We start from the raw sequence: 25,992 nt of genomic DNA on the forward strand, positions 1-25,992 counted from the left end.
CCCCATGTCCGACGACGACCTCGCCGAACGAGTCGAGTCGGCGTTGTCGGTCGACCGCGAGGCCTTCCAGTCGCAGGTCGACGACGACGTCGCGGTGCTGAAAGAGGAGCTGGCGGCGGGGACGTTCGACAACCCCCAGGCCATCCTCGGACTGGAGTACGAGTTCTACGCGGTCTCCGAGCCGGACACGGAGCGACACGGGGGTGCCGGGAACTACCCCCTCCGTCGCGTGCCGCGCAGGCTGCTCGAGTTCATCGGCTTCGAGAAGGAGCTCGGGCTCCACAACGCCGAGATGACGACGAGCCCGCAGCCGTTCAACGGCCACGGACTGCTGGCTCAGGAGCACGAGGTGCTGGCGAGACTGGAGACCGCCCTCGACTGCACCCGGGCCGAGGGGATGCGCCTCGTCAGCGACGGCATGTGGACCATCCCACCCGAGGGCGAGACGGCGAGCCAGTACCTCACCGACAGTGTCGAGGACCGGGGGGTCCGCATCGCGACGAACATGAGCGATTCGGCGCGCTACCACGGGATGGCGAACACCGACCGGGCGACGAGCGCGGGGATGCGCCTCGACGCGCCGAACGTCGACCTGCAGGCCGACACGGTGCTGCCCGAGAGCCTCATCACGTCCATCCAGCCGCACTATCAGGTGTCCCATGCGGCGGACCTGCCGACGTTCTTCCGCTACGCGCTTCGCGTCGCCGGTCCCCTCCTCGGGCTGGGCGTCAACTCGCCGTTCTTCCCGCCGGACCTGTACGACGAGTCCGCCGACGCAGCGACCATCCTCGAGGACGCGTGGATGGAACACCGCATCAGCGTGTTCGAGACGGTGCTCAACGCGGCGTCGGACACCGCCGGCAAGGTGCGGTTCCCGCGGGACTTCGAGACGGTCGAGGAGGCCGTCGACCGCATCGCCGAGGACGACACGTTCGTCCCGCTGGAGGTCGAGGAGACCAACCGGTTCGACGACAGGTTCGCGCACTTCCGGACCAAACACGGCACGTACTGGCGATGGGTCCGTCCGGTGTTCGGCGGTCCGACGCGCTCGGCGGCCAACGCCCGCATCGAGTTCCGGCCCATCCCCGCACAGCCGACGGTCCGGGACAGCCTCGCGTTCCAGGCGGCCTTCGCGGGGCTGATGGAGGCGCTGCCGAAGCTCGAACACCCCGTCGCGGACCTCGACTGGGAGCTCGCCCACGACAACTTCTACCGGGCGATGCGCGACGGACTCGACGCCGACTTCACCTGGATCACGAACGACGGCAAGCAGGTGACCGACACGGTCGCCATCTACGAGGACATCCTCGACCACGCAGAGCAGGGGCTGAAGAACCGGGGACTGAGCGACGACGACACCGCGACGTTCCTCTACCCGCTCCGTGTCCGTGTCCGCCAGCACACGACCCCGGCGCGCTGGAAGCACGACCGCGTGAGCGAACTGGTGGCGGACGGCACCGAGTTCGACGAGGCGGTGTACGCCGCCCAGCGGGAGTACATCGAGACCCAGCGCGAGACGCTGCTCTCGGGGAGCTTCGCGGACTGGCTCCGCGAAGGCCGGAACTGATTATAGTCCCGACGCTGAACGCTTCGTCCATGGTGACGTTCCTCTCCGGTGGCACCGGAACGCCGAAACTGCTCGACGGTGCCGCTGCTGCGTTCTCTCCCGACGAGGTGACGGTGATCGCGAACACCGGAGACGACATCGAACTCGGCGGGCTGTTCATCTCCCCGGACGTCGACACGCTCATCTTCCAGGGCGGCGGGCTCCTCGACCGCGAGCGATGGTGGGGGATCAAGGGTGACACCACCCGGACCCACGACGCGCTCTACGACATCGCCAACGCGGTCGGTCTGGAGGGCGGCCCGCAGTACCTCCCGGAGGAGCGCCAGACCGAGGGCAGGGATATCGCTCGCTGGCGGCGGTTCTCCGGCATCGCGGAGTTCATGGAGATCGGCGACCGGGACCGGGCGGTCCACGTGACACGGACGAGCCTCCTCGACCGCGGTGAGACGCTCACCGAGGTCACCCAGCGACTGGCCTCCGGGTTCGGGCTGACGATCGACCTGCTCCCGATGACGAACGACCCGGTCGCCAGTCTCATCCACACGCCCGAGGGTATGATGCACTTCCAGGAGTTCTGGGTGGCCCACGGCGGCGAGCCGACCGTCGAGAACGTCGAGTTCCGGGGCTCGTCGCGGGCCGAGCCGGCACCCGGTGTGCTCGACGCGCTCGACGACACGGTCGTCATCGGGCCGTCGAACCCCGTGACGAGCATCGGGCCGATGCTCTCGATTCCCGGCTTCGGCGCCGCGCTGAACGACACGACCGTCGTCGCGGTGTCGCCGTTCCTGGGCGACGAGGCGTTCTCCGGCCCTGCCGGGAAGCTGATGCAGGCCGTCAACGCCGAGCCGAGCACCGAGGGGCTGGCGACGGCGTACCCCTTCGCCGACGCGTTCGTCGTCGACGAGGGTGACGACGCCGAGTTCGGGAAACCGGTCGAACGAACCGACATCCGCATCGACGACCGACGGGACGCCGGTCGGGTCTGCGAGGCGGTGGCCCGCGCCATCGAGGCCGTCGAGTGATGTTCGAGCCACGCGTCGCCCTCGCGAGCCTCAGCGGCGAGGCGGACGCGGCGTGGGCCCGCGCCGGCAGCGGGTACGCCGGCATGGCGTTCCTCGGTGGTATCGCGCTCGACGAGGCGAGCCGCGAGGCCGCTCGCGAGCTGGTCGCCCGCGACCGGAACGAGTTCCTCCCCGCGGATCCGCTGGCGTTCGTCGACGCACAGCTGTCGGCACTCACCGACGTGGACATCAGGGCTGGATTCAACGTCCGGAGCGCGACCGTCGAGCCCGTCGGCGACGTCGCCAGGGTCTGTGCGGCACACGACGCCGTCGTCGAGGTGAACGCGCACTGCCGGCAGGAGGAGCTGTGTGCCGTCGGCTGTGGCGAGTCGCTGCTCCGCGACACCGACCGCCTCGCAGACTACGTGGCGACGGCCGCCGGGACGGACGCGACCGTGTCCGTGAAGCTCCGGGCCGAGGTCGACGGTGTCGACCTCGTCGAGACAGCGAGGCGGGTCGAGGCCGCCGGAGCTGACGTCCTGCACGTCGACGCCATGGACGCCGAGGAGATGGTCGCTGCAGTCGTGGACGCGACGGACTGCTTCGTCGTCGCCAACAACGGGGTCCGCGACCGGGAGACGGTCCGAGAGTACCTCGCGTACGGGGCCGACGCGGTCAGCGTGGGCCGTCCGAGCGACGACCCACGCGTGCTCGAACGGGTGCGCGAGGCGACCGTCGAGTGGTTCGCCTCACCGGCCTGAACGGCTGGCTCAGGCTGGTTCGACGCCGGTTATCTCGACCCGTGCACCACCGAGCTCGCTCTCGACGACGTCGACCGTCCAGCCGTGCGCTTCGGCGAGCTGGCGGACGATGGCGAGCCCGAACCCCGTCCCCGTCTTCGAGGTCGTGTAGCCGGAGTCGAACACCGCCGACTGTTCCGACGCGGGGATTCCGGGACCGTCGTCGGCGACCGCGAACCGGACGGTCCTGCTCTCCGGGTCGGTCGAGGCGTCGATGCGGATGGTGCTGCCACCGTGCTCGACGGCGTTCCGGACGAGGTTCTCCAGCAGCCGCTGGAGGCGGGGCTCGTCGGCGACGACCGTGGCCGACGCCGACACCTCGACGTCGTGACCTGACGTATCCACACTGCCGACGGCAGCCGCTGCCACCTCCTCGAACCGTATCTCTGTCGGCTCCGTCACTGCTGCGCCATCCTTGGCGAGCGTCAGCGCGTCGTCGACGATGTCTGCCATCCGCTGGTGGGATTCGCGGAGCACGTCGAGGTGTTCGGTCCCGTCCCCGGGGTCGTTCTCGAGCTGTTCGACGGTCGCCTGGGCGACGTTCAACGGGTTCCTGAGGTCGTGGCTCAGGAGGCTCGCGAACTCGTCCAGCCGCTCGTTCTGCCGTTCGAGCTCGCGTTCGCGGCGCTTGCGCGTGGAGATGTCGCGGATGACACCGACAGACCCGACGTAGCTCCCCCGGTCGTCGCGCAGCGGGGTGACGTTGTCCTCGACGCGGATCCGACCGCCGTCCGGTCGGGCCACCGTGAACTCGTAGGTGGCACAGCCCCGGTCGGGGTCCGTCAGGACGGTGGCGATGAGCTCGCTCCCGCGTTCGAAGTCGCCCTCGCTCATGAAGGTCGAGGCGTGCTCGCCGACGACCTCCGCTTTCGGGATGCCTATCGTGTCGGCCATCGCCTCGTTCGTCGTCTCGATGAACCCCTGGTCGTCGAGGACGTACATCGGGTCACCGATGGCTTCGACGAGCTGGCGGTAGGCCTCCAGCTCCTGCTGTCCCTCGTCCGTGTCGATCGGTCTGGCGATGCCGACCCTGAACGTCGACTCGCCGTGGTCCACACCGAACGCCTCGAACTCGTGGGGGAGCCGCTCGCCATCGGCGGTCAGGAGGTCGAAGGTCCCCGTCGCCGTCCCCGAACTCTCGACACGCTGCACGTAGGTGGCGGCGCCGGCTTCCGCCTCGTCCGGGACGAACTCGAGCGGACTCATCCCCGCGAGTGTCGACTCGTCGTACCCCAGCGTCTCCGTCACCTGCTCGTTCCAGCGGACCAGCGAGTCGTCCTCGAAGACGTAGACGAGGTCGTCGAGCGTGTCGATGATGGCCTGGACGAGGGACTGCTGGGCGTCGATCCGCTCCTTCGCGTCCAGATACGACGAGATGTCGTTGACCACGACGTGCGCCGCCGGCCGGCCCTCGACCGTCGTCGGGACGGCGGAGACGATGCCCGTCCTGACCTCGCCGTCCAGCCCGACAAACCGCTCGGGCTCGCCGGGGAGGGGCTCGCCGTCCTCGAACAGCGAACCGATGCGCTCGGCGACCGAAGCCCTGTCATCGGGATGCATGAGCGAGACGGGGCTCCGACCGAGCAGCGCATCGGCGCTTTCGGCGCCGAAGAACTCGACCGAGGCGTCGTTCACGTAGACGATGCCGTCGTCGGGAACGTGGATGCCCATCGGGACGGGGGACGCGTCGGCCAGCTCCCGGTAGCGGCGCTCGCTGTCTCGCAGGCGCTGCTCGCTGCGGTGGCGGGCGACCACGTTCTCGATGCGGTTCGCGAGCACCTCGTACTGGTCGCGGCTCCCCTCCTTCTGCAAGTAGTCCGTCACACCTGCGGAGATGGCCTCGCTCGCGATCTCCTCGCTGCCCTGTCCGGTGAACAGGACGAACGGGATGGACCCGTCGCGTTCGCGGACGAGCGAGAGGAAGTCGAGGCCGTCCACCTCGGGCATCTGGTAGTCGCTGACGACGCAGTCGAACTCGCCGACGTGGTCGATCGCGGTGGTCGGTTCCGCGAACGAGACGACCTCGAACCCGTCGCGGAGTCGTTCGAGGAACGTCTTCGTCAGGTCCCGGAACGAGGCGTCGTCGTCCACGTGGAGGACCCGGATCTCCCCATCCACCCGGGGGGAGAGGACCCCGTCGTCGAACCCACCACCAGTCATGTCCCCCGGTACTCGGGGGGTGACAAAAAGGGTTCTTGCCCGTCTCCGGTGGCGCGACTTTCATACCGACGCCGGTCGAACGGACGGACATGCGGACAGCACAGCACGCCCAACTCGCCCTGCTGCTCGAGGTCGCCGGCACCCCGAAGCCGGGGAACGTCGACCGGGAACGCGACTTCGACGACCTCCGCTTCGAGCACTTCCTCGCGGGGGCGGTGGGGTCGTGCGACGGACTCGACGCCGCCGCGGCCGGCGAGCCGGTCGGTGACTCGTTCGAGACGGCAGTCGAGGGGATGAGCCAGCAACGCGGCGGCAACGCACAGTTCGGTGCGTTGCTCCTGCTCGTACCCCTGGTCCGGGCGGCGGCGACGTGGGGGCTCACGCCCGACGACACGGTTGCCGTCGTGGAGGCGACGACCGTGGACGACGCGGCAGGCTTCTACCGGGCGTTCGAACACGTCGACGTCTTCGTCGACGACCCACCCGCGGACGCCGAGGAACTCGACGTCCGTCGCGGTGCCGACGCGATTCCGGCGGTCCGGGAGCGCGGGCTGACGCTCTCCGACGTGATGGAGCTGAGCGCACCCGAGGACGGTGTTGCCACCGAGTGGACGAACGGCTTCCCGCGGACGTTCGCCGCCGCGGAGACGGTCAGCGAAGGTGACGGACCGGTTCCCGACCGGGTCGCGGCGGCGTTCCTCGAACTGCTCGCGGCGGAACCGGACACGATGGTCGCGAAACAGCACGGCGCCGAGGTCGCCGAGTCCGTCCGGGAGCGTGCGGCGGCGCTCCGCGACGCCGACCGCGACGAACTCGAGACGTTCGCCGACGAACTGGTCGAGCGCGGCGTGAACCCCGGGACCACGGCCGACGTCGCGGCGGCCGCGACGTTCGTCGCGCTGGAACGAGACGGGGTGATCCCGTGAGCGACGGTGGCCGGCCCGCGACCGACGGAGACGACGGCTGGCCGGTCCCGCTCCGGGGCGTCACCGAGTCGGTCGTCGCGACGCGCGGCCCGAACGGTCGCTGGAACGTGGCCGCACTGGGACTGCACGCCGGCGATCCGGTGACTGCCCGCACGTGGGGCCGGACCCGGACCCGGCTGAACTTCGACCGGCGAGGCGGCGGTGTCGTCCAGTTCACCCGCGACCCCGTCGACTTCACGCGCGCAGCGCTCGACGTGTACGAACGGGCGGAGCCGGTGCTCGATAGCTCGCAGGCGTGGGCCCGCGTCGAGGCCGAACACGTCACGACCGGCGACGACGGGCACACCGGGTGGGCCGAGTGGCAGCTGCACCCCGTCGAGTCGACTGTCGTGTCCCGGTCCGTCGAACCGGTCAACCGGGCGTTCGGCGCGGTGATCGAGGCGACCGTCGCCGCCTCGCGTCTCGACGTCCCGAGCTACGACGAGACGACGCTCCGGCAGCGGCTCTCGTACTTCGAGGCCGTGGTCGAGCGCTGCGGCGGCCAGCGCGAGCGCGAGGCGATGGCGCTCATCGGCTCGCTGACGGACTGGAAGACGGAGAACGAATCATTTTAGGGGGCGAACGAGGAACGGATGGGTATGGCAATCAAGCCCGACTACGTCAAGAAGACGGGGAGCATCCTCCTCGAGCGATACCCCAACGCGTTCACGGACGACTTCGACATGAACAAGAAGAGCGTCACGAAGCTCACCAACATCGAGTCCAAGGGTGTCCGGAACCGCATCGCTGGCTACGTCACCCGGAAGAAGGGCACCGCCGCGGCCGAGCAGTAACTGCGACTCTCTCTGCGGACGTAGGTGCGGCCACGGTCCACGGGAGGGGCGACCCGTGGACGACCCGAGCAGGCACCGAGACGCCAGCAATCACTGACATCACCCGAAGGGTTTTCTCCCGGCGGGGCCGAGGGCATCAGCAATGACCGTACAGGTAGGCATCCTCGGCGCGACGGGTGCCGTCGGCCAGCGCCTCGTACAGCTCCTCGCACCACACGACGACTTCGAACTCGCCGCGCTCACAGCCAGCTCGGACAGCGCCGGCGAACTGTATCGGGACGCCGCGAAGTGGCGCGTCGACGCGCCCATCCCGGAGCACGTCGCCGAGATGACCGTCACCGAGACCGACCCCGACGCGGTCCCCGACGACGTCGACCTGCTGTTCTCCTCGCTCCCGTCCGCCGTCGGCGCCGAGGTCGAACCGGCGTTCTGCGAGGCCGGCTACGTCCTCTCGTCGAACTCCTCGAACGCGCGGATGGCCGACGACGTCCCGCTCGTCATCCCGGAGGTCAACGCCGACCACCTCGACCTGCTCGAGGTCCAGCGCGAGGAACGCGGCTGGGACGGGGCCCTCGTCAAGAACCCGAACTGCTCGACCATCACCTTCGTCCCGACGCTCGCCGCGCTCGCCGACGCCGGCTACGACCTCGAACGCGTCCACGTCGCGACCCTCCAGGCGGTCTCCGGCGCGGGCTACGACGGCGTCAGCTCGATGGAGATCATCGACAACGCCATCCCCCACATCGGGAGCGAGGAGGAGAAGCTGGAGACCGAGTCCCGGAAGCTGCTGGGCGAGTTCGACGGCGTCGACATCGACCAGCACGAGGTCGGCGTCTCGGCCTCCTGCAACCGCATCCCGACCATCGACGGCCACCTGGAGAACGTCTGGGTGGAGGCCGCAGAGGAACTGACCCCGGCCGATGCGAAGGACGCGATGGCAGACTACCCGAGCCTCGACCTGCCCTCCTCGCCGGAGCCGCTCATCCACGTCTTCGACGAGCCGGACCGACCCCAGCCCCGCCTCGACCGTACCGTCGGCGGCGGCATGGCCGTCGCGGCGGGCGGCTTCCAGGAGTCGACGTTCGGCCTGCAGTACAACTGCCTCGCGCACAACACCATCCGCGGCGCGGCCGGTGCGAGCGTGCTGAACGGCGAACTGTTGCTCTCGGAAGGCTATCTCTAAGCCGACCATCTTTTTCCCGCTCGGGTTCTCGCTGCGCTCGAACCGCTCGCGGCAAAAACATGGGTGAAAAAGGCCGGGCGCTCACTGCGTTCGCGCCCGGTGAACCGCGCTCGCTTCGCTCGCACGGACGACAACTGCGACGCTGACTACAGCGGCACCTGGTTCGCCAGCCTGTCGTACTCGCCGGACTCGGTGACGTGGCGGACGTTGGAGGCGACGATGTCGGCGAGTCGCTCGTAGTACTCGGGGGTGTGCCCGGCGTTGTGCGGGGTAATCTGGACGTTCCCGAGGTCCCAGAGCTCGTGGTCGGCGGGCAGCGGTTCGGGGTCGGTGACGTCGAGCGACGCACCGCGGATCCAGCCGCGCTGGAGCGCGGTGACGAGCGCGTCCGTGTCGAGGACGGGACCGCGGGCGACGTTGACGACGACGGCCTCCGGCGGGAGGGTGACGAGCTCGGAGGTCCCGACGAGGCCCCGTGTGGTCTCGGTCAGCGGACAGGCGAGCACGAGGTACTCCGTCTCGGCGAGCGCCTCGTGGAGGTCGTCGTCCTCGAACCCGACGACGCGGTCGGTCTGGCCGCCTTTCTCCGGCGAGTAGCGCACACCGATGGTCTCCACGTCGAAGCCCGCGAGCCGGTTGACCGTCGCCTCGCCGATGGCGCCGAGACCGACGACCGTGACCGTCGAGCCCTGCAGTTCGTGGGTCTCGAACGAGCGCCACTCGTTGCGGCGCTGGCGGCGGAACCCCTCGTGGAATCGCCGGGAGAACGTGAGCAGAGCGCCGAGGACGTGCTCGCCGATGTTCGGACCGTGGACGCCGGACGCGTTGGTGACGGTCACGTCGAGCTGGGCCAGGCGCTCGCGCGGGAGGTGACCGGTGCCGGCGTAGCCGCAGGCGAACAGCCGCAGGTTCTCTGCCTCGTCGAGCAGCTCGTCGGTGAGCCACATCCCGGTGACGATCTCGGCGTCGCGGATGGCATCGCGCTCCTCGGCGGGCGTCCGCGCGAGGCGGACGTCGTGGTCGGGCAGGCGCTCGCGCAACGCGGCGGCGTACTGCTCGATGGGCATCCCGTGGGCGGCCTTCCTGAGGACGAGGACGGCGGGCTGCTCGGTCATGGTCCCACTCACTCGGGGCGGGCACAAAACTGGTTGCCCTAGCAGCGTTGCCCGATTGCGTGGCTTTTTGGTGTGCTGTCGCACACCGGTACGGTATGCATTCGACCGCAGCGCGCTTCGGCGAGGTCGCCCGCGAGGAGTACGGGTTCGACCCGACGGTGACGGAGTTCCCCGAGGGGACGAAGACGGCGGCCGATGCGGCGGCGGCCATCGGCTGCGACGTGGCCCAGATCGGGAGCAGTATCGTACTCGTCGTCGACCCCGGAACCGAGGCCGAGCAGGTGGTCGTGTCGGTCACGTCGGGCGCGAACCGCGTCGACACCGAGACGCTGGCCGACCTCGCCGGTGGAGAGACGGCCCGCATGGCCGAGCCCGAGGAGGTGAAGGAGGCGACGGGCTGGACCATCGGCGGCGTACCGCCGTTCTGCCACGAGAACGATCTACCGGTGTTCGTCGACGAGACGCTGGAGGAGTTCGAGACGGTCTGGGTGGCCGCCGGGACGCCGGACGCCGTGTTCCCGCTCGACCCGGGACGGCTCGCCGAGCTCTCCGGCGGGACCGTCGCCGACGTGGCCGAGTAGTCCCACGACCACCGTCGGTTCCGGCGACGGATACGTACCTTTATCGGCGAGCCGACAGTCGTTTCGAACGATGGGAACGCTGTCAGGACTGTTCGCGCCGGAGCGAGTCGCCGTGGTCGGAGCGACCGACCGCGATGGCTCGGTCGGGCGTGCGATACTGGAGAACCTCGGCGCGTTCGACGGCGACGTCGTCGCCGTGAACCCGAACCGCGAGGAGGTGCTCGGCTACCGCTGCTACCCGGACGTGGCGAGCGTGGGCGAGCCGGTCGACCTCGCGGTCGTCGTCGTCCCACCGTCGGTCGCGAACCCGGTGGTGCGCGAGGCCGCCGAGGCGGGCGTCGAGAACGTCGTCGTCATCACCGCCGGGTTCAGCGAGACCGGCGCCGACGGCGCCTCGCGCGAGGCCGAACTGAAGGCCATCGCCGAGGAGTACGACCTCAACGTCGTCGGACCGAACTGCCTCGGCGTGATGAACACGACCGTCGACATGAACGCGACGTTCGGTCCGGAGATGGCGCTGCCGGGCTCGGTGTCGTTCATGAGCCAGTCCGGGGCGTTCATCACGGCCGTACTGGACTGGGCGGCGGACCAGGGAATCGGCTTCAAGGACGTCGTCTCGCTGGGCAACAAGGCGGTCCTGGACGAGACCGACTTCGTCCGCGAGTGGGGCGACGACCCCGACACCGACGTCGTGCTCGGCTACCTCGAGAGCGTCCAGGACGGACAGGAGTTTATCGAGGCCGCCCGCCAGACGACCCGGGAGACGCCCGTCGCGGTCGTCAAGTCCGGCCGGACCGACGCCGGTGCGAAGGCCGCATCGAGCCACACTGGCGCGATCGCCGGGAGCGAGGCGGCCTACGAGGCCGGACTCGAACAGGCGGGCGTGCTCCGGGCCGACTCCGTGCAGGAGCTGTTCGACTCGGCACGGGCGCTGTCGGGCCAACCACTCCCGGAGTCCGACGCCGTGGCAGTGGTCACGAACGCCGGCGGGCCGGGCGTGATGGCGACCGACGCCATCGGCGACGCGTCGCTGTCGCTCGCGAGCTTCGCCGACGACACGCTCGACACCTTCCGCGAGGTGCTGCCCGACGAGGCGAACATCTACAACCCGGTCGACGTCATCGGCGACGCCTCCGTCGAGCGGTTCACGACGGCCATCGACGCCGCGCTCTCTGACCCGAATGTCTCGGCGGCGGTCGTCGTCAGCGCGCCGACGGCCGTCCTCGACTACGGCGAGCTCGCCGCCGAGGTCGTCGACATCCAGGCCCAGCACGGCAAGCCGGTCGTCACCAGTCTGATGGGCGGCTCGCGCACCGGGCCGGCCGTCGAGACGCTGCGTGAGGCGGGCATCCCGAACTACTTCGACCCGGCACGCGCCGTCGACAGCCTCGACGCGCTCGCCCGCCAGCGCCGCATCAGCGAGCGCGAGTACGTCGAACCCACCGAGTTCGACGTGGACCGCGAGGCGGCCCGGGAGGTCCTCGTGGGGGCGAAGGAGCGCGACGACAACCGTCTCGGCGTCGAGGCGATGGGGCTGCTCGACGCCTACGGCATCGACACGCCGGCCGGCGAGGTCGTCGACGAACCCGCCGACGCCGTCGCCGCCGCACAGGACATCGAGGGACCGGTCGTGATGAAGATCGTCAGCCCGGACATCCTCCACAAGTCCGACATCGGCGGCGTGAAGGTCGGCGTCGCGAACGAGGACGTCTACGACGCCTACGAGGACCTGATCGCCCGGGCGACGAACTACCAGCCCGACGCCACCATCCTCGGCGTCCAGGTCCAGGAGATGGTCGACCTGGACGAGGGCACCGAGACCATCGTCGGCGTCAACCGCGACCCGCAGTTCGGCCCGCTCGTGCTGTTCGGCCTCGGCGGCATCTTCGTCGAGGTGCTGGAGGACACGACGCTCCGTGTCGCGCCGGTCTCCGAGCCCGAGGCACGCGAGATGATAGACGAGGTGAAGGCCGCCCCGCTGCTCCGTGGGGCTCGCGGCCGGACGCCTGCAGACGTGGAGGGGGTCATCGAGACCATCCAGCGGCTCTCGCAGCTCGTCACCGACTTCCCCGCGATACTGGAACTGGACATCAACCCACTCGTCGCCGGTCCGGACGGGGTCCGGGCGGTCGACGTCAGACTCACCGTGGACACCGATCAACTATGAATCCGTTACTCGTCACCGCGAACGCAGAGAGCACCGGCAAGACGGCGGTCACGCTCGCACTCGCCCAGGCGGCGCGCGAACGTGGGGCCGACGTCGGCTACATGAAACCCAAGGGCACCCGACTCCAGTCGAACGTCGGCAAGACGCTCGACGAGGACCCGATGCTCGCCCGCGAGCTGCTCGGTCTCGACGAGGAGATGCACGAGCTAGAGCCCGTCGTCTACTCGCCGACGTTCGTCCAGGAGGCGATCCGGGGCCGCGAGACGGCCGCGGAGGTGCGTGCGAACATCCGCGACGCGTACGACGCACTCGCCGGGAAGCACGACCGGCTGTTCGTCGAGGGTGGTGGACTGACCGCGGGCAGGATAGTCGACATCGCAGACGGCGACATCGCCGAGCTGCTCGACGCGTCCGTCCTGCTCGTCTGCCCGTACGACTCGGTGACCGACGTGGACGACGTGCTGGCGGCGGTGGACGACCTCGACGGCTCGCTCTCCGGCGTCCTGTTCAACCGCGTCTCCGAGTCGGCGTACGACCAGCTCCAGGAGGACGTGGTGCCGTTCCTCGAGGGGCGCGGCATCAGCGTCCACGGGGTGCTCCCACGGGAGCGCGACCTCGCGGGGGTCACCGTCGGGGAGCTCGCAGACGACCTCGGTGCGGACCTGCTGACCGACGTGCCCACCGACGCGTTCGTCGAGCGGTTCAGCGTGGCCGCGATGGGCCCGGACGCCGCCCTCCGTGGGCTGCGCCGGACGAAGGACACCGCCGTCATCACGGGCGGCGACCGCTCGGAGATCCACACCGCGGCACTCGAGGCACCGGGTGTGAAGTGCCTCATCCTCACCGGTGGCCACCGGCCGTCGGGCGCGGTGCTCGGCAAGGCTGCCGAGAAGGGGATTCCGGTCATGGTCGTGAACTCGAACACCCTCACGACCATCGAGCGCGCGGAGGACGTGGTCCGCGTCGGACGGACCCGGGACGAGGCGACCGTCGAGCGCATGAGCGAACTGCTCGCGAGCCACGCGGACCTCGACGCCATCCTCGGCGAGTGAGGTCACAACGCTTTTGAGACCGCCACCCACACGGGAGATAGTGACACGGAGCGTGGGTTCGTGATGGTGTCCGCCGAGACCTACTGGCTCGTCGTGCAGCTGCTCTCGCTGGCGAACGTGCTGGTGCTGACGGTCGCGTTCTGCCTCTCTCTCGTCGCGGTCAGGGGCTTCTCGGGGGCGCCCATCAACCGGATGCTCAAACCGCTCCCGGTCGCGTTCGGCTGCTTCGTCCTCGTCAACGTCCCGTGGGTGGTGTTCGGGGTGGCGAGACTCCCCGGCTACGGGGTCGCCTACGCGACCACGTTCTCGGTGGGCACGCTGGCCGTCGTCGTGGCCGCCCTCCGTGGGATGGTGCTGTTGACCGAACGGAGGGACGTCTGATGGTCCTCGACGCGCTCCTCGGGAACCCGCGTGCGGTCCTGAGCAGCGTCCAGATCGCGGCACTCCTGGCTGCGACCGGGCTGTTGCTCTACCCAGTGGTGGCCTACGCCGAGAACGTCGCGTACACCGAGGGACTGGTCGCACTCGCACTCGCGCTGTTGCTCCTGACCGCGTCGAACTTCCTCGGGCTGCTGATCGACGCCGGCTTCGTCCCGTTCCTCGGGAGCTCGCTGTTCGTCCGGAGCGTCATCAACCTCGGTGCGAGCGTCGCGGGCACCGTCGGGATCTACTACTTCGCCGGCCAGTTCATCGACACCTCGCGGGACGAGTTCGCCCCGTACGAGACCGAACACGAAGGAGGGTTCGAGGATGTCGACGACGACTGAGCGGGAGCCCTACGACCGGCTCACCCCCGGCACGCAGGCGCTGGTGCTCACGCCGTCGTTGCAGTCGCCGCTCGCGACGCTCCCGCCGGAGGCGTTCGAGAATCTGCTCGTCGTCTCGACGACGCGGCCGCCACGAAAGGTCGAGCAGTTCGTCCGTGACCGTGGTGGTGACCCGAACAAGGTCGGCGTGGTCCCGGTATCGGGCTCACCGGTCGACTACGAGGGCCCGCTGTGGACCACCTCGGTCGTCCACCCGAACGACCTGACCGGCATCCACGACCGGTTCGACCGCGCGATGGTCCACGTCAAACCCGGTGAGGGCTGGGTGGTGTTCGACAACGTCAACGTGCTGTTGATGTACGCCGAACGCTCGGCGGTCGGCCAGCTCGTCGACTCGGTCGCCGCGAAGACCCGCGAGCGGGCCGCCCGGGGTGTCTTCGCGCTCGTCCGTGACGCCGTCAGCGACGCGACCTACGAACGGTTCCAGGGGCCGGTGGATCTCGAACTCGACAGACGGGATGGGTGAGGGCGAAACGTACCGTTACCACTCGTAGGCGATCGGTGCTGCGTAAAACGAACAGGGAAGAACCCTGTACGACGGTCGGCCCGGGCACGACCGACCGTCGAGGGCCGGATTGTCAGAGGCACCCCGGCACGATTGCCTAGCAGATGCGTACGTTTACACTCATCCCCTGGATGTAGTAGCGGGTAATGAATCATAGTACAAAAAAGGATGTGGCCATTTATAAGGGGCATCGTCGTCTCGAACCGAACACTCAACATCTGGGCCGACGAGCGCGGGAACGTGTTCCCCACCATCGCGTACCTGGACTGGATCACCGGTCGCCCGGAAGCCGCAGCCTACGACCTCGGTTCCAGCGACCTCCGTGGCACCGGCGGTGACCGCCGTGACCCGATCCCGGGGCGGCTCTCGGGGCTCGCGGAACCCCCCGACTCCGTCACTCTCGCGGAGCAGATCGCGACGGAGTACGACGTCGAACCCCGAAACGTGCTCGTCACCGCGGGGGCGAGCATGGCCAACGTCATCGCGATCGCGACGGCGCTCGACGGACCGTCCGGGGCGACAGAACCGGGCGACGGCCAGCCGACGGTGCTCGTGGAGAAGCCGGGCTACGAACCGCTCCTCGCCACGCCACGCGCCTTCGGGGGGCAGATCCATCGGTTCGTCCGCCCCGCAGACGACGACTACCGCCTCGACCCCGACCGCGTCGGTGGTGCGCTCACCGGCGAGGTCCGTCTGGCCGTCGTCACGAACCGACACAACCCGTCCGGACGGCTATCCGCCCGCGAGACCCTCGACGCGACCGCCGACAGGGTCGGCGCAGCCGGGGGGCGACTCCTCGTCGACGAGGTGTACGCCCCGTTCACGCTCGACCCGACCGCCCGTGGGCTGGGCGGTCCAACCGCGGCGGGGCTCGACGACGTGGTCGTGACCGGCTCGCTCACGAAGTTCTTCGGCTTCGGCGGCCTTCGCGTCGGCTGGCTCGTCGCCGACGAGGCGTTCGTCGAGCGCGCCGAGCACGTCGCACACCACTTCCCCGCCCTCGCCCAGCCGAGCGTCTCGCTGGCCCGGCGGGCGTTCCACCACGAGGAGCGACTGCTCGCCGACCAGCGGGAACTCGCGGCGACGAACCACGACCTGCTCGCCTCGTTCGTCGACGAGCGCGACGACATCGCGGGCACGGTGCACGACGGCGCGACCTACGCGTTCCTGGAGCCGACGGCCGCGGACGGCGACACCGTCGCCGAGGCGGCGTGGGCGGAGGATATCCTCGTCGTCCCGGGTCGCTTCTTCGACGAACCGGACCGCGTACGGGTCAGTCTCGGCCGCAGCCCCGAGCACTGCGAGGAGGCCCTGTCGGCCCTCGGGACGGTGCTCGACGGGCTCCGCTGAGAACCGCGCGGGAGTCGCGTCTCGCGGTCCCACCTGCGTCTGACCAAGTTATAAGACCCGTCTCCACTACAGGACGGGTATGAACGGTACTCCCCAGGAGATCACGGCCCTCGTCGGCCGGGAGGTCTACTCGAACAACGGCGTGTTCGTCGGCGAGATCGAGGACGTCCGCCTCGACGTGGAGAACGAGGTCGTCACCGGGCTCGCGCTCGCGAACCTCAATCAGGAGCTCTTCAGCAACCGCATCGGGGACCATCGCGGCGTCCTCGTCCCGTACCGCTGGGTCCGCGCGGTCGGCGACGTGGTGCTCATCAACGACATCATCGAGCGCCTGAAGACGCCGGACGAGGAGGAGGAGGTCGTCGCCTAGCTCCCGTTGCTCGACTCGCCGCTCTCGACACCCATCGCCTCGAACAGCTTCCGCTTGACCGCTTCCTCGGTGAGCGAGAGGAGCGTGTCCCGGTTCTCGTCGTTCGTCTCGATGCCCGTGAAGATGCCCAGCGAGATCTCCGCACTGGCCTGCGTGGAGTGACCGGCCGCCTCGCCGATGCCGCCGTAGGCGTCCGAGAGCACCTTCCCGATGTTCATCCGGATGTCCTTCGAGCGTGCCGCGAGGAAGATGGTGTCGTCCGCGATACCGAAGACGGCCGTCGTCGTGATGCCCTCCAGGTTGAGGAGGTGCTGGGCTGCCTGTGCGAGCGCCTCGCGGTCGCGGATGAAGCCCGCGTTCGAGACGAGATGGCTGCCCTGCACCTCGCGGTTCTGGATGGCCTCGGCGAGCACGTCGAGCGTCTCCGGGCTCATCGACGGCGACTCCACCTGTTCGAGCAGGTCGTGGTTCGCGAACGGGTAGAGGTAGGCAGCGGCGGTCAGGTCGGCGGGGGTCGTGTCCCGCTTGAAGTCGAGCGTCTCCTCGCGGATGCCGTAGAGGAGCGCCGTCGCGACAGCCTCGTCGACCTTCATGTCGAACTCCTGGATGTACTTCGTCATGATGGTCGACGTGGAGGAGACGTTCGGCCGCACGTCGACGAACGCCGCGTCCCACTCCTCGTCGGACTCGTAGTGGTCGATGACGATGTCGACGGAGAGGTCGAACTCCTCGCCACCCTTCGCGTGGTCGACGACCGCCATCGTGTCGTACTGGTCGCGGTCCTCGACGTCGGCCCAGTTCAGCAGCTCGATGCCGAGCAGGTTGACGAACGCCCGGTTCTCCTGGTGGCCGATGTCGCCGAGGTAGCAGATGTCGGCCTCGACGCCGAGGTGCGAGGCGATGGCCTGCAGCGCGGCCGCGCTCGCGATGGAGTCCGGGTCGGGGCTCTCGTTGGTGAAGATGGCGACGCGGTCGTCAGAGTCGGTGAGCACCTCCGAGAGCTGCGTCGCACGGTACTCCAGCTCGCCCGATTCGAGCGAGCGCATCGCCGCGTCGGCGATGACCGAGGACGGGTTGATGACGACGTCCGCACCGAGCTCGGTGAGCTCGTCACCGGAGACGGGGTCGGAGGCGCGGACGACGACGAACTGGTCGCCGTTGCGCTCGCGGATGTTCGCGACGGCCTCCTTGTTCGCCTCGATGTCCGAGGACATGATGAGGACCACGTCGCAGTCGTCGACGGTGGCGGCGGTCTCGGGGTCGCGGATGTCCGCAGCCTGCGCGTTGAGGTCCTGGTCCCGGAGCGCCTCGACGCGCCCCTCGTCTCTGTCGACGATGAGCACGTCCTTGCCCTGGTCGACCAGTTCCTCGGCGACCGCGTGACCGACGCTCCCGCACCCGAGAATCGCGTATCTCGACATCGCAGCGATGCTGACCCCGGTACTCATGTACGCAACACCTTTGCCCGGGCACACTTAACGGTCCCGACCCTGGCCTCACGCGCCAGTCGAGTGCAGTCCCACGATTCCGGCGACGATGAGGCCCACGAAACCCGCTCGCGCCAGTGTCGCCGGCTCGTCGAACAGCAGCACACCGAGGATGGCGGTTCCGACCGCACCGATGCCGGTCCAGACCGCGTAGGCGGTGCCGACCGGCAGGCTCTCAACCGCCCGTGCGAGCAGCAGCATACTGATTGCGAGTGCGAGCACCGTCAGCGCCGAGGGCACCGGCTTCGAGAACCCCTCGGAGTACTCCAGTCCGACCGCCCACGCGATCTCGAACAGGCCCGCGACGACGAGGATTCCCCAGGACATGACTCCCGTCTGTCGCCGGAGGAGGTTACGGATTGCGGTTCGGGGGCGGGCGGTGCCCTGGAATGAAAACCCTTTTTAACACTACCACGCAACCAACGAGTGCACTCGGGCCGGTAGCTCAGTTAGGCAGAGCGTCTGACTCTTAATCAGACGGTCATGGGTTCAATTCCCATCCGGCCCGCTTCTCTTGCGAACGAAGTGAGCAATGAGAAGCGACTGCCGGTGGGAATTGGATCAGGGAGGGCACGCGCAGCGAAGCGAGCATGTCCGACCGCGGTTCAAGGTCCCATCCGGCCCGCTTCTCTCGCGAACACCCTACGCAGTGCCGACCCCGTACCACCCGACAGGATACCACTCCACGACTGGATAGACCACCGTCGGTGTCGGGGTAGCGACCGAGTAACAGTACGTCGGGGTGCCGCCACACGGTTCGAGGGGCCATGAGCACCGAGGAACGCCAGTCAGCAGCGGGAAGCGCCGTTCGCCGGAACGAGACCGTGTACGAGGAGCGGGCGATGGTCGACCGGTACGACAGCTTCGGCGACGACGGCTGGTTGACCGAGCGAGAGGCGGCCATCGTCGACGAGTACTTCGCCGAGCCGGGACGGGTGCTGGACGTCGGCTGTGGCACCGGGCGCACGACGCGGCCGCTCGCCGACCGGGGCCACGACGTCGTCGGCATCGACGTGAGCGAGCGGATGGTCGCGCAGGCACGGGAACGGCATCCGGACCTCACGTTCCGGGTCGACGACGCGACCGACCTCGCGTTCGCCGACGGCTCGTTCGACTACGTGCTGTTCTCGTACTACGGGCTCGACAGCGTCTCTCCGGCGACGGCGTGAGAGCGAGCGATGCGGGAGCTCCATCGGGTGCTGAAACCGGGCGGCGTGTTCGCGTTCAACTCGCACAACTGGCGGTACGTCCTGCCGGCACTGCTCACCGACCCGGGCTACATCCGGGAGTACTACCTCTCGAACGGGAACCTCCGGCGACTTCTCTCGCCGTACAAGCGCGACGCGTCCGAACTGGACCTGGACGTCTACCGGGGATCGCCCAGACGGACCCGCCGCCAGCTGGAGGCGGCCGGGTTCGACGAGATCGAGGTGCTGGCAAGGCGCGACGGGCTGCTCGGGCAGTTCGAGATCCAGCACCACTACGTCGCCGAGAGAGCCTGACGGGGTCGCTGAAATAGGGGCTGGCTAACCAAGGTCCGTCCGCTCCGTGGTCGGTCAGGGTGCCAGCGACGATGGGTACGGAGGGATTCGATGGACGACGGGAGGTCTCCGTGTACGGCTCCGCGGAGACGGCCGACGAGTACGACGGGACCAGCGCGGACGGCTGGCTCCACGACCGCGAGCGCCGGGTGGTCGACCGATACTTCACCGACATCGACGGTCGGCTGCTCGACCTCGGCTGCGGGACCGGACGGACGACCGGTCCGCTGGCCGAGCGAGGGATCGACGTCGTCCGGGTGGACAGCAGCGAGGAGATGGTGGCGCGGGCTCGCGAGCGCCATCCAGGGGTGGCGTTCATGGTCGACGACGCCACCGACCTCGCGTTCGCCGACTGTTCGTTCGACTACGTCCTGTTCTCGTACTACGGCATCGACTGCCTCGTGCCGGAGTCGGCGCGACTGGCCGCGATGACGGAGGCACATCGTGTCCTGCAGTCCGGTGGTCGGTTCGCGTTCAGTTCGCACAACCTCTGGTACGTGTTGCCCGCGCTCGTGAGCGACCGCGAGCACTTCTGGACGTACTACGTCGCGAACGGGAACCTCCGCCGGGCGCTCTCGCGGTACCGGTGCGACCCGGACGAGTACGACCTGGAGTACTACCGCGGGTCGCCGAGACTGACCCGGAGACAGCTTCGCGACGCGGGGTTCGACCACGTGACGGTGGTGGGAAAACGCGATGGTCCGCTCGTGAACTTCGAGATCAGTCACTACTACGTCGCAGAGAAAGGGTGACGCAGGCGCGTCGTTTCTTCGGTGCCGACGCTGCACGAAACGGGTTCGTATCAGTTCCTTTATCAGAGGTGCGGTCGAACGGCGAGTCGATATGGTCCATCGATCCCTCCGCGTCGCCTGCCTCTGTCTGGTGTTACTGTCGTCGACGACGCTCGCCGGCTGTCTCGACGACGCCGGCACCGACGACGCCGCGATGGCACCCGAGACGACGGCCGACGGAGCACCGACGCACACCGAGACGGCGAGCCAGGCCGACGAGCCCGACGGCGAGGCGGTCGTCGCGGCGTTCCGCGACCGGATGTCCTCGCTGGAGGGCTACGTCGCGACCCGCCGGACGAACCTGACTGTCGGCGACGACAGCACGACCACCGAAGTTCGGCTCTGGGCGCGCCCGGCCACGGGCGAGCTCCGGCAGGAGATACTCGCACCCGAGGCGCGGGCCGGGACGGTGGTGCTCGTCAACGAGAGCGCGACGACGGTGTACGACCCGGACGCCGAGCAGGTGACGACGTACCAGCGGTCGTCGGGCTCGCTCGCGGTGGCCGGGCTCCCCATCCAGTCGCTCCTCGAACGGACGACCGTCGAGTTCGTCGGGACCGAGGAGCGAGACGGCGAGGAACAGTACCGCGTCCGATTCGTGCCCGACGAGTCGACGGCCGGGAACACGACCCTCGTCGGCTGGCTCGACACGGAGACGTACTTCCCGGAGCGAATCGTCTCCACCTCGACGGTCGGCGAGGACGAGTACACCACGGTTACGACGTTCGAGAACGTGGAACTCGGCGTCGACATCGCTGACTCGCGGTTCGGCCTCGACCTGCCCGAGGGCGTGGCGAGGGACGAGTACGACACGCCGGACGTGACGACGTTCGACAACATCGACCTGCTCCGGACGAACACCAGCCTGCACGTACCCGCGGCCGACGTGCCGAGCGGGTTCGCCCTCGGTCGCGCGAGCCTGGCGGTCGGCAACGAGGAGCGGGCGACGCTCCGGTACACCAACGGCTCCGCGTCCCTGTACGTGCTGGTGCAGAACCGCACCGGCGAGACGGTGCCCTCGAACGCCGAAGCGGTCGACCTCGACGGGCGGACGGTTCACTACGCGGGCGACGGAGAGGGCGGCTACCTCCAGTGGGAGTGTGGCGGTCAGACCTACGTCGTCAGCGGCCCGCTCTCCCGCGCGACCCTGCTCGAGATCGCGGCGTCTATGCACTGCGCCTGAGCGCCGCCCCTCGACGGACGTTCCGGTTCGCCGATGGCTTGAAAGTCGCCCGGTCCCGTGAGTCCGTATGGTCCTCCGGACGGCGAACCGTGCGCTTCGCTTCCTCCTCGAGGTGCTCGCCGTGCTCGCCATCGCGTACTGGGGGTTCGAGAGCGGTGATACACTGCCGGTCAGGATCGCGCTCGGGCTCGCCGCACCGCTGGTCGTCGCGGTCGTCTGGGGCGTGCTCGGGTCCCCGCAGGCCGCGCTTCCGGTGTCGGAGCGCGGGCGCCTGCTGCTGGAGGGACTGGTCTTCGGCTCGGCGACGGCGGGACTCTACGCGGTCGGCCAGCCCATCCTCGCGGGCCTGTTCGTGGCGCTCGTCGTGGGCAACCACGCACTCATGCGGCTCTGGGACCAGTGACCGGCGCTCGCGTGTCGGGTTCTCAGTCGGCCTTCACCACTCGTTCGCTCCCACAGCCGGGGCAGATGCTGTAGGCCGTCTCGAACGTCTCGTCGCAGAACTCACAGCGGAAGGCCGGGACGGTCGGTTCCTCTGTGCGCTGGAACACCCGCCTGATCGAGTCGATGACACCCATGGTGGTTCTCGCGTACGTACGACCCACCCCGTGTTAATTGTTACCAAATATCTGACAGTGGCGATAGGTCACCCGGCAGTCACTCCGCCTCGTCGCCAGTCCCGTCCGACCGGCTCGTCCGTCCGGTCGGGCGTCCGTAGAGTCGGCGAGCCAGCGAGCCGAGCGCCTCGATGGTGACCTTGACGTAGAGTCCGACGAGGAACGAGAGACCGGCGACCTGCCGTGTCGAGGGTGCGTCGAGGAAGAACCGCATCAGCAGGTAGATGCCCGCCGCGAGCAGCGGCGCGGCCAGCAGGCGGAGGCCAGCCCGACCCAGCTCCTCGGTCGTCTTCTCGAACTCGACGACGAGACTGGTGAAGACGTACGCGAGCCCGCCGAGTCCGCCGTAGAGGTAGACGTACGGCGGGATGGCGGCCTCGGCCGAGGGCTCGAACTCCGTGAACGCGGGGGCGACGACTCCGGTCGATATGGCGAGGCCGACCCCCGTGAGGACGACGAGGACGCCGGCCGTGACGATGCCCGGTGTCGTGCGGTACCAGCGCTTCCCGAGCCACCGACTGGCCCGTGTCTTCCCTGGTGTCCCCTCGGTCGTCACGCTCCGTCCCCCGTCGGTCTGCCCCTCGCTCTCGGGCTCCTCTGTAGCCATCGGCTATCCGATTCGGACCCCACCGACAAAAATGACGAGGCCGCATCGACGACTGCCCGGTGGGTCGCCGCGCCGTGCTGAGCCGACCGTTCAGCTCCCGTCGGGGGTGTAGTTCGGCGCCTCGTCGGTGATGAGCACGTCGTGGGCGTGGCTCTCGGTCTGGCCCGCCGCAGAGACGCGCACGAACTCGGCGCGCTCCTTGAACTCGGGGATGGTGCCGGCGCCGACGTAGCCCATGCCGGACTGCATCCCGCCGACGAGCTGGTGGAGCTCCTTCGCCAGCGGGCCCTTGTACGGCGTCGCCGCCTCGACGCCTTCGGGGACGTAGTCCTCGTCCTCGTCCTCCTCCTTGAGGTACCGCTGGCTGTCGCCGGACTGCATCGCGCCGACGCTGCCCATGCCGCGGTACTGCTTGTACTTCTTGCCCTGCATCGTGACGACGCGACCCGGTGCCTCGTCGGTCCCCGCGAAGTACGAGCCGAGCATCACCGCGTCCGCGCCGGCCGCGATGGCCTTGATGGCGTCGCCGGAGTACCGGATGCCGCCGTCCGCGATGACGGGCACGTCGTGCTCCGCGGCGACGTCGGCGACCTGTGAGACCGCCGTGATCTGGGGCATCCCCGCGCCGGAGACGACCCGCGTCGTGCAGATGGAGCCCGGACCGATGCCGACCTTCAGCCCGTCGGCGAAGTCGACGAGCGCCGCCGCCGCCTCTCGCGTGCCGATGTTGCCGACGACCACGTCGGCCTCCACCTCGGCCTTGATCTCGCGCGCGCTGTCGACCACGTTCCGGTTGTGGGCGTGCGCACAGTCGATGAACAGCACGTCGGCACCCGCCTCGTCTGCGGCGACGGCGCGGTCGACCTCGAACGGCCCGACGGCGGCACCGGCGATGAGCCGGCCGTCCTCGTCGCGCGCCGCGTTGTCGTACTCGCGGCGCTGGAGGATGCCCTGCATCGTCACGAGCCCGATGAGCCGGTCGTCCTCGCCCACGATGGGGACCCGCTCGATCTTGTGCTCGTACATCAGCTCGAGCGCCTCCCGCGCTGTGACGCCCTTCTCGGCGGTGATGACCTCCTCGGTCATGGCCTCGCGCACGCTGTCCTGCTCGCCGACCTCGAGGTACGGCCGGATGTCCGTGCCGGAGATGATCCCGAGGACGACGCCGTCCTCACCGACGACAGGTGCCCCGTTGACGCCCTCGCGGTCCATCATCTCGTCGACCTCGCGGACCGTCTGCTCCGGTGTCGCGGTCACCACGTCGCGGATGATGAGCTCGTCTGCGCGCTTGACGCGCTCGATGTGCGCCGCCATCTCGTCGACGTCGAGGTTGCGGTGGATGACGCCGAGCCCACCGTGACGGGCCATCGCGATGCCCATGCCGGCCTCGGTGACGGTGTCCATCGCCGCCGAGAGCACGGGGACCGGCAGTTCGACGTTTCTGGATACACGCGAGGTGAGGTCCGCGTCGTCCGGTTCGACCCGGCTCTCCTTCGGTCGGAGCAGCACGTCGTCGAACGTCAATGCCTCTGGAACGTCGAGTTTGCCCGAGAACTGGCCGCTGCGTGGAGCGTCTTTCGCCATATAAGCGGTCCGCACGATTCGCACAAAAACGTTCCGAGACGGTCCCTCATTGGCGCGCAGTCGCATACGTGCGCACCCCGATAGGACCGATCGTGACTGAACACCACACGGCCAAACAACCCTATGTCCGAAATATCGTAGCCAATAACCCAAGCAGGACGATGATGATTCGGTGTTGGGTGACTTTGACACAGAATTCTTATTAGCATCACGTCCCGAGTGGTGTGTATGTCCACCGTCACGACGGACGGAGCACGCATCGGTTTCGAGCACGACGACCACACCGGGTGCTCGTTTCCGTTCCTTCTCGTGACAGCGACACCGGTCCGCCCGGCCACCGAAGCCCGGTCTGACCAGCTCGAGCTGCAGCACGACGGGGCACGGCGAGACGGGGCCAGTGCGGCACGCGTGACCGACACCGGGTCCGAATCCACGACGAGGGCTCTCGCAGAATGAGCCCGGCCTCCCACCCCGTTGCGGCCCGTCTCGAGTCCCTCGTCGGCGGCGACGCCAGACTCCTCGCGACCGTCATGGGCCTCCCGCTCGTCGACGGCATCTTCCCGGCGCTCGTCCTCGCGGGCGCACTCGACGGCCCGATGAACGTCCTCCAGGTCGGACTCCTCGTCTTCGGCGGCAGCGCGACGGTCGCCGTCGTCCTCGCCGAGATGGAGGGCAGCCGCCGGGAGATCTCGACGACCGTCGCCGCGGTCGGCGTCGGCCTCGTCGCCCTCGCCACCGTCGAGGCCGCCCTCGCACCCACCATCGAGAGCGTCCTCGACATCCACACGTTCGAGCGCGCCGCCGCACTCGTCGTCCTCGCGGTCGCCGCCAAGACCGCCTCCGCACGCGTCGGCGAGTACCTCCCCCGCCCCGCGGTCGTCGTCGGCCTCGGCCTCCTCGTGAGCCTCGACCTCTCGAACCCACAGCTCGAGGTCGTCCCCGACCCGCAGCTCGTCGCCGCCGCCGCCGCCGCGGCCGCCGTGGGAGCAGGCTTCGCGCTCGCCGTCGCTATCGCCGGCCCCCACCTGCGCCGGCGCATGGACGTCGACCGCTTCCGCTTCGGCAGCGCCGTCGCCCTCGGTCTGCTCGCGCTCTCGATCCTCGGGCTCGAGGTCGGCTCCGCCCCCCTCGCAGTGGTCGGGGTCGCCGCCCTGTTCGCGCTCGAACCCGGCTGCGCCGACGACTGCCCTGACGACCCCATCCGCGACTCAGCCACCCACGCCGAGGCCGCCGACTGACCGGAGCGCTTACGGCCGTCCGCGCATCCCTTTCGTCCATGCCAGACAACCGCGTCGTCCAGGGCCGGATGGTCACCCCGAAGAAACTGGCCGAGCTCGTCGAAGGCGACTCCGTCATGGAGGCCGAACCCATCGCCGACGCCGACCGAGAATGCCCCGATTGCGGCGGTGACGTCCTCGAGGTCGTCTACATGCCGAGCGTCACCGAACTCGTCACCGGCTACAAGTGCCAGGACTGCGACTGGGCCGACGACGACCGCGACTAGCTCACGAATCGAAACCCCTTTAGTGAGAACCGCCAAACGAAAGACCTGCGGGGACGTGGCCAAGCCAGGCATGGCGACTGACTCCAGAGGCCACGCGCCCGGGACGAGACTCCAGACTGATATACCGAGCGACCGACTGATCATCGGCTCGCGACGACGACCCTCTGGAGTTCCGAGGCGCACACCGGAGATATCAGTCGATCGGGGGTTCAAATCCCTCCGTCCCCATTCTTTCGGCTAA

At 68.9% G+C, this 25,992-nt stretch carries 29 protein-coding genes and 2 tRNA genes; 24 read left to right on the forward strand and 7 right to left on the reverse strand.

The window, feature by feature from the left end:
• The first annotated feature begins 4 nt into the window (after positions 1-4).
• The 3 genes from ACSG06_RS08650 to ACSG06_RS08660 are packed head-to-tail and all read left to right on the forward strand — an operon-like array spanning position 5 to position 3,329.
• On the forward strand, positions 5-1,567 hold the full coding sequence (locus tag ACSG06_RS08650; protein ID WP_440989863.1) for a glutamate-cysteine ligase family protein: 1,563 nt from the start codon (positions 5-7) through the stop codon (positions 1,565-1,567).
• A gap of 29 nt (positions 1,568-1,596) precedes the next feature.
• A complete protein-coding gene (gene cofD, locus ACSG06_RS08655; protein ID WP_440989864.1) occupies positions 1,597-2,589 on the forward strand; it encodes a 2-phospho-L-lactate transferase in 993 nt (330 codons plus the stop codon).
• Positions 2,589-3,329: a tRNA-dihydrouridine synthase gene (locus tag ACSG06_RS08660; protein WP_440989865.1), complete on the forward strand. Its 741-nt coding sequence runs from the start codon at positions 2,589-2,591 to the stop codon at positions 3,327-3,329. Before cofD ends, ACSG06_RS08660 begins: the two co-directional genes overlap by 1 nt.
• Before the next feature lie 9 nt (positions 3,330-3,338).
• On the opposite strand, the gene ACSG06_RS08665 is transcribed toward ACSG06_RS08660, so the two are convergent.
• Positions 3,339-5,528: a sensor histidine kinase gene (locus ACSG06_RS08665; protein ID WP_440989866.1), complete on the reverse strand. Its 2,190-nt coding sequence runs from the start codon at positions 5,526-5,528 to the stop codon at positions 3,339-3,341.
• An 89-nt stretch (positions 5,529-5,617) separates the two neighbouring features.
• Here ACSG06_RS08665 and ACSG06_RS08670 point away from each other — a divergent pair, with 89 nt between their 5' ends.
• The 4 genes from ACSG06_RS08670 (at position 5,618) to asd (ending at position 8,470) form a co-directional block, all read left to right on the forward strand.
• Complete coding sequence (locus ACSG06_RS08670) at positions 5,618-6,454, forward strand: triphosphoribosyl-dephospho-CoA synthase (RefSeq protein WP_440989867.1); 837 nt, start codon at positions 5,618-5,620, stop codon at positions 6,452-6,454.
• Positions 6,451-7,068, forward strand: coding sequence for a DUF447 domain-containing protein (locus tag ACSG06_RS08675; protein ID WP_440989868.1), 618 nt, complete (start codon positions 6,451-6,453; stop codon positions 7,066-7,068). Before ACSG06_RS08670 ends, ACSG06_RS08675 begins: the two co-directional genes overlap by 4 nt.
• 24 nt (positions 7,069-7,092) lie before the next feature.
• Entirely contained in the window at positions 7,093-7,287 is a 195-nt protein-coding gene (locus ACSG06_RS08680; RefSeq protein WP_440989869.1) for a 30S ribosomal protein S17e, read from the forward strand.
• A 142-nt stretch (positions 7,288-7,429) separates the two neighbouring features.
• Positions 7,430-8,470, forward strand: coding sequence for an aspartate-semialdehyde dehydrogenase (gene asd, locus ACSG06_RS08685; protein WP_440989870.1), 1,041 nt, complete (start codon positions 7,430-7,432; stop codon positions 8,468-8,470).
• Between the two features lie 146 nt (positions 8,471-8,616).
• On the opposite strand, the gene ACSG06_RS08690 is transcribed toward asd, so the two are convergent.
• Positions 8,617-9,585: a D-2-hydroxyacid dehydrogenase gene (locus ACSG06_RS08690; protein ID WP_440989871.1), complete on the reverse strand. Its 969-nt coding sequence runs from the start codon at positions 9,583-9,585 to the stop codon at positions 8,617-8,619.
• Positions 9,586-9,680: 95 nt separating this feature from the next.
• On the opposite strand from ACSG06_RS08690, the gene ACSG06_RS08695 reads away from it, so the two are divergent.
• The 8 genes from ACSG06_RS08695 to ACSG06_RS08730 all read left to right on the forward strand — a co-directional run bounded on the left by ACSG06_RS08695 (position 9,681) and on the right by ACSG06_RS08730 (position 16,437).
• Positions 9,681-10,166, forward strand: coding sequence for a YbaK/EbsC family protein (locus ACSG06_RS08695; RefSeq protein WP_440989872.1), 486 nt, complete (start codon positions 9,681-9,683; stop codon positions 10,164-10,166).
• Between the two features lie 70 nt (positions 10,167-10,236).
• A complete protein-coding gene (locus tag ACSG06_RS08700) occupies positions 10,237-12,333 on the forward strand; it encodes an acetate--CoA ligase family protein (protein ID WP_440989873.1) in 2,097 nt (698 codons plus the stop codon).
• Complete coding sequence (locus tag ACSG06_RS08705) at positions 12,330-13,385, forward strand: phosphotransacetylase family protein (protein ID WP_440989874.1); 1,056 nt, start codon at positions 12,330-12,332, stop codon at positions 13,383-13,385. The genes ACSG06_RS08700 and ACSG06_RS08705 overlap by 4 nt, the downstream gene beginning before the upstream one ends.
• Positions 13,386-13,448: 63 nt before the next feature.
• A complete protein-coding gene (locus ACSG06_RS08710; protein WP_440989875.1) occupies positions 13,449-13,766 on the forward strand; it encodes a hypothetical protein in 318 nt (105 codons plus the stop codon).
• Positions 13,766-14,152 carry a hypothetical protein gene (locus ACSG06_RS08715; protein ID WP_440989876.1) on the forward strand — a complete coding sequence of 129 codons (387 nt, stop codon included), beginning with the start codon at positions 13,766-13,768 and terminating at the stop codon, positions 14,150-14,152. Before ACSG06_RS08710 ends, ACSG06_RS08715 begins: the two co-directional genes overlap by 1 nt.
• Entirely contained in the window at positions 14,136-14,678 is a 543-nt protein-coding gene (locus ACSG06_RS08720) for a DUF7504 family protein (RefSeq protein WP_440989877.1), read from the forward strand. The genes ACSG06_RS08715 and ACSG06_RS08720 overlap by 17 nt, the downstream gene beginning before the upstream one ends.
• Before the next feature lie 279 nt (positions 14,679-14,957).
• Positions 14,958-16,067 (forward strand): pyridoxal phosphate-dependent aminotransferase, encoded by a 1,110-nt coding sequence (locus ACSG06_RS08725; protein WP_440989878.1) that lies wholly within the window; start codon positions 14,958-14,960, stop codon positions 16,065-16,067.
• Positions 16,068-16,146: 79 nt separating this feature from the next.
• A complete protein-coding gene (locus ACSG06_RS08730) occupies positions 16,147-16,437 on the forward strand; it encodes a PRC-barrel domain-containing protein (protein ID WP_089732762.1) in 291 nt (96 codons plus the stop codon).
• On the opposite strand, the gene ACSG06_RS08735 is transcribed toward ACSG06_RS08730, so the two are convergent.
• Entirely contained in the window at positions 16,434-17,885 is a 1,452-nt protein-coding gene (locus ACSG06_RS08735; RefSeq protein WP_440989879.1) for a DHH family phosphoesterase, read from the reverse strand. The two genes, ACSG06_RS08730 and ACSG06_RS08735, sit on opposite strands and share 4 nt — an antisense overlap.
• Before the next feature lie 48 nt (positions 17,886-17,933).
• Complete coding sequence (sugE, locus tag ACSG06_RS08740; protein ID WP_440989880.1) at positions 17,934-18,251, reverse strand: quaternary ammonium compound efflux SMR transporter SugE; 318 nt, start codon at positions 18,249-18,251, stop codon at positions 17,934-17,936.
• A 107-nt stretch (positions 18,252-18,358) separates the two neighbouring features.
• Between sugE and ACSG06_RS08745 the strand changes: the two genes are divergently transcribed.
• The 6 genes from ACSG06_RS08745 (at position 18,359) to ACSG06_RS08770 (ending at position 21,842) form a co-directional block, all read left to right on the forward strand.
• Positions 18,359-18,432: transfer RNA gene (locus ACSG06_RS08745), tRNA-Lys, on the forward strand.
• Between the two features lie 259 nt (positions 18,433-18,691).
• Positions 18,692-19,093 carry a class I SAM-dependent methyltransferase gene (locus ACSG06_RS08750; RefSeq protein WP_440989881.1) on the forward strand — a complete coding sequence of 134 codons (402 nt, stop codon included), beginning with the start codon at positions 18,692-18,694 and terminating at the stop codon, positions 19,091-19,093.
• A gap of 9 nt (positions 19,094-19,102) precedes the next feature.
• A complete protein-coding gene (locus ACSG06_RS08755; protein ID WP_440989882.1) occupies positions 19,103-19,426 on the forward strand; it encodes a class I SAM-dependent methyltransferase in 324 nt (107 codons plus the stop codon).
• A 71-nt stretch (positions 19,427-19,497) separates the two neighbouring features.
• Complete coding sequence (locus ACSG06_RS08760; protein WP_440989883.1) at positions 19,498-20,217, forward strand: class I SAM-dependent methyltransferase; 720 nt, start codon at positions 19,498-19,500, stop codon at positions 20,215-20,217.
• 91 nt (positions 20,218-20,308) lie between these two features.
• The gene (locus ACSG06_RS08765) at positions 20,309-21,439 is read left to right on the forward strand and encodes an outer membrane lipoprotein-sorting protein (protein WP_440989884.1); all 1,131 of its coding nucleotides are present in this window, start codon (positions 20,309-20,311) and stop codon (positions 21,437-21,439) included.
• Between the two features lie 67 nt (positions 21,440-21,506).
• Positions 21,507-21,842: a YrdB family protein gene (locus ACSG06_RS08770; RefSeq protein ID WP_440989885.1), complete on the forward strand. Its 336-nt coding sequence runs from the start codon at positions 21,507-21,509 to the stop codon at positions 21,840-21,842.
• A 22-nt stretch (positions 21,843-21,864) separates the two neighbouring features.
• Here the strand turns inward: ACSG06_RS08770 and ACSG06_RS08775 are convergent, their stop codons facing one another.
• The 3 genes from ACSG06_RS08775 to guaB all read right to left on the reverse strand — a co-directional run bounded on the left by ACSG06_RS08775 (position 21,865) and on the right by guaB (position 24,247).
• Positions 21,865-22,017, reverse strand: coding sequence for a hypothetical protein (locus tag ACSG06_RS08775; protein WP_440989886.1), 153 nt, complete (start codon positions 22,015-22,017; stop codon positions 21,865-21,867).
• A 79-nt stretch (positions 22,018-22,096) separates the two neighbouring features.
• On the reverse strand, positions 22,097-22,663 hold the full coding sequence (locus tag ACSG06_RS08780) for a hypothetical protein (RefSeq protein ID WP_440989887.1): 567 nt from the start codon (positions 22,661-22,663) through the stop codon (positions 22,097-22,099).
• 90 nt (positions 22,664-22,753) lie between these two features.
• Positions 22,754-24,247, reverse strand: coding sequence for an IMP dehydrogenase (gene guaB / locus ACSG06_RS08785; protein WP_440989888.1), 1,494 nt, complete (start codon positions 24,245-24,247; stop codon positions 22,754-22,756).
• Positions 24,248-24,699: 452 nt separating this feature from the next.
• Between guaB and ACSG06_RS08790 the strand changes: the two genes are divergently transcribed.
• From ACSG06_RS08790 to ACSG06_RS08800, 3 genes are all read left to right on the forward strand, one after another.
• Positions 24,700-25,485 (forward strand): DUF5794 domain-containing protein, encoded by a 786-nt coding sequence (locus tag ACSG06_RS08790; protein WP_440989889.1) that lies wholly within the window; start codon positions 24,700-24,702, stop codon positions 25,483-25,485.
• A 38-nt stretch (positions 25,486-25,523) separates the two neighbouring features.
• Positions 25,524-25,751, forward strand: a complete 228-nt coding sequence (locus tag ACSG06_RS08795) for a DUF5795 family protein (RefSeq protein ID WP_440989890.1) — start codon at positions 25,524-25,526, stop codon at positions 25,749-25,751.
• Between the two features lie 49 nt (positions 25,752-25,800).
• Positions 25,801-25,979, forward strand: a tRNA-Trp gene (locus ACSG06_RS08800).
• Positions 25,980-25,992: the final 13 nt, after the last annotated feature.

Origin of the sequence: Haloarchaeobius baliensis (assembly GCF_052060055.1) — an archaeon.
Classification (GTDB): domain Archaea; phylum Halobacteriota; class Halobacteria; order Halobacteriales; family Natrialbaceae; genus Haloarchaeobius; species Haloarchaeobius baliensis.

Bases quoted from the DNA above. Each gene is read 5' to 3' on its own strand.
- ACSG06_RS08765 (WP_440989884.1), top strand. From the start codon at position 20,309: ATGGTCCATCGATCCCTCCGCGTCGCCTGCCTCTGTCTGGTGTTACTG.
- ACSG06_RS08780 (WP_440989887.1), bottom strand. From the start codon at position 22,663: ATGGCTACAGAGGAGCCCGAGAGCGAGGGGCAGACCGACGGGGGACGG.
- ACSG06_RS08650 (WP_440989863.1), top strand. From the start codon at position 5: ATGTCCGACGACGACCTCGCCGAACGAGTCGAGTCGGCGTTGTCGGTC.
- ACSG06_RS08735 (WP_440989879.1), bottom strand. From the start codon at position 17,885: ATGAGTACCGGGGTCAGCATCGCTGCGATGTCGAGATACGCGATTCTC.
- ACSG06_RS08700 (WP_440989873.1), top strand. From the start codon at position 10,237: ATGGGAACGCTGTCAGGACTGTTCGCGCCGGAGCGAGTCGCCGTGGTC.
- ACSG06_RS08680 (WP_440989869.1), top strand. From the start codon at position 7,093: ATGGCAATCAAGCCCGACTACGTCAAGAAGACGGGGAGCATCCTCCTC.
- cofD (WP_440989864.1), top strand. From the start codon at position 1,597: ATGGTGACGTTCCTCTCCGGTGGCACCGGAACGCCGAAACTGCTCGAC.
- ACSG06_RS08670 (WP_440989867.1), top strand. From the start codon at position 5,618: ATGCGGACAGCACAGCACGCCCAACTCGCCCTGCTGCTCGAGGTCGCC.
- ACSG06_RS08760 (WP_440989883.1), top strand. From the start codon at position 19,498: ATGGGTACGGAGGGATTCGATGGACGACGGGAGGTCTCCGTGTACGGC.
- ACSG06_RS08695 (WP_440989872.1), top strand. From the start codon at position 9,681: ATGCATTCGACCGCAGCGCGCTTCGGCGAGGTCGCCCGCGAGGAGTAC.
- ACSG06_RS08730 (WP_089732762.1), top strand. From the start codon at position 16,147: ATGAACGGTACTCCCCAGGAGATCACGGCCCTCGTCGGCCGGGAGGTC.
- ACSG06_RS08665 (WP_440989866.1), bottom strand. From the start codon at position 5,528: ATGACTGGTGGTGGGTTCGACGACGGGGTCCTCTCCCCCCGGGTGGAT.
- ACSG06_RS08715 (WP_440989876.1), top strand. From the start codon at position 13,766: ATGGTCCTCGACGCGCTCCTCGGGAACCCGCGTGCGGTCCTGAGCAGC.
- ACSG06_RS08750 (WP_440989881.1), top strand. From the start codon at position 18,692: ATGAGCACCGAGGAACGCCAGTCAGCAGCGGGAAGCGCCGTTCGCCGG.
- ACSG06_RS08755 (WP_440989882.1), top strand. From the start codon at position 19,103: ATGCGGGAGCTCCATCGGGTGCTGAAACCGGGCGGCGTGTTCGCGTTC.
- ACSG06_RS08690 (WP_440989871.1), bottom strand. From the start codon at position 9,585: ATGACCGAGCAGCCCGCCGTCCTCGTCCTCAGGAAGGCCGCCCACGGG.
- asd (WP_440989870.1), top strand. From the start codon at position 7,430: ATGACCGTACAGGTAGGCATCCTCGGCGCGACGGGTGCCGTCGGCCAG.
- sugE (WP_440989880.1), bottom strand. From the start codon at position 18,251: ATGTCCTGGGGAATCCTCGTCGTCGCGGGCCTGTTCGAGATCGCGTGG.
- ACSG06_RS08705 (WP_440989874.1), top strand. From the start codon at position 12,330: ATGAATCCGTTACTCGTCACCGCGAACGCAGAGAGCACCGGCAAGACG.
- ACSG06_RS08710 (WP_440989875.1), top strand. From the start codon at position 13,449: ATGGTGTCCGCCGAGACCTACTGGCTCGTCGTGCAGCTGCTCTCGCTG.
- ACSG06_RS08720 (WP_440989877.1), top strand. From the start codon at position 14,136: ATGTCGACGACGACTGAGCGGGAGCCCTACGACCGGCTCACCCCCGGC.
- ACSG06_RS08775 (WP_440989886.1), bottom strand. From the start codon at position 22,017: ATGGGTGTCATCGACTCGATCAGGCGGGTGTTCCAGCGCACAGAGGAA.
- ACSG06_RS08660 (WP_440989865.1), top strand. From the start codon at position 2,589: ATGTTCGAGCCACGCGTCGCCCTCGCGAGCCTCAGCGGCGAGGCGGAC.
- ACSG06_RS08795 (WP_440989890.1), top strand. From the start codon at position 25,524: ATGCCAGACAACCGCGTCGTCCAGGGCCGGATGGTCACCCCGAAGAAA.
- ACSG06_RS08790 (WP_440989889.1), top strand. From the start codon at position 24,700: ATGAGCCCGGCCTCCCACCCCGTTGCGGCCCGTCTCGAGTCCCTCGTC.
- guaB (WP_440989888.1), bottom strand. From the start codon at position 24,247: ATGGCGAAAGACGCTCCACGCAGCGGCCAGTTCTCGGGCAAACTCGAC.
- ACSG06_RS08770 (WP_440989885.1), top strand. From the start codon at position 21,507: ATGGTCCTCCGGACGGCGAACCGTGCGCTTCGCTTCCTCCTCGAGGTG.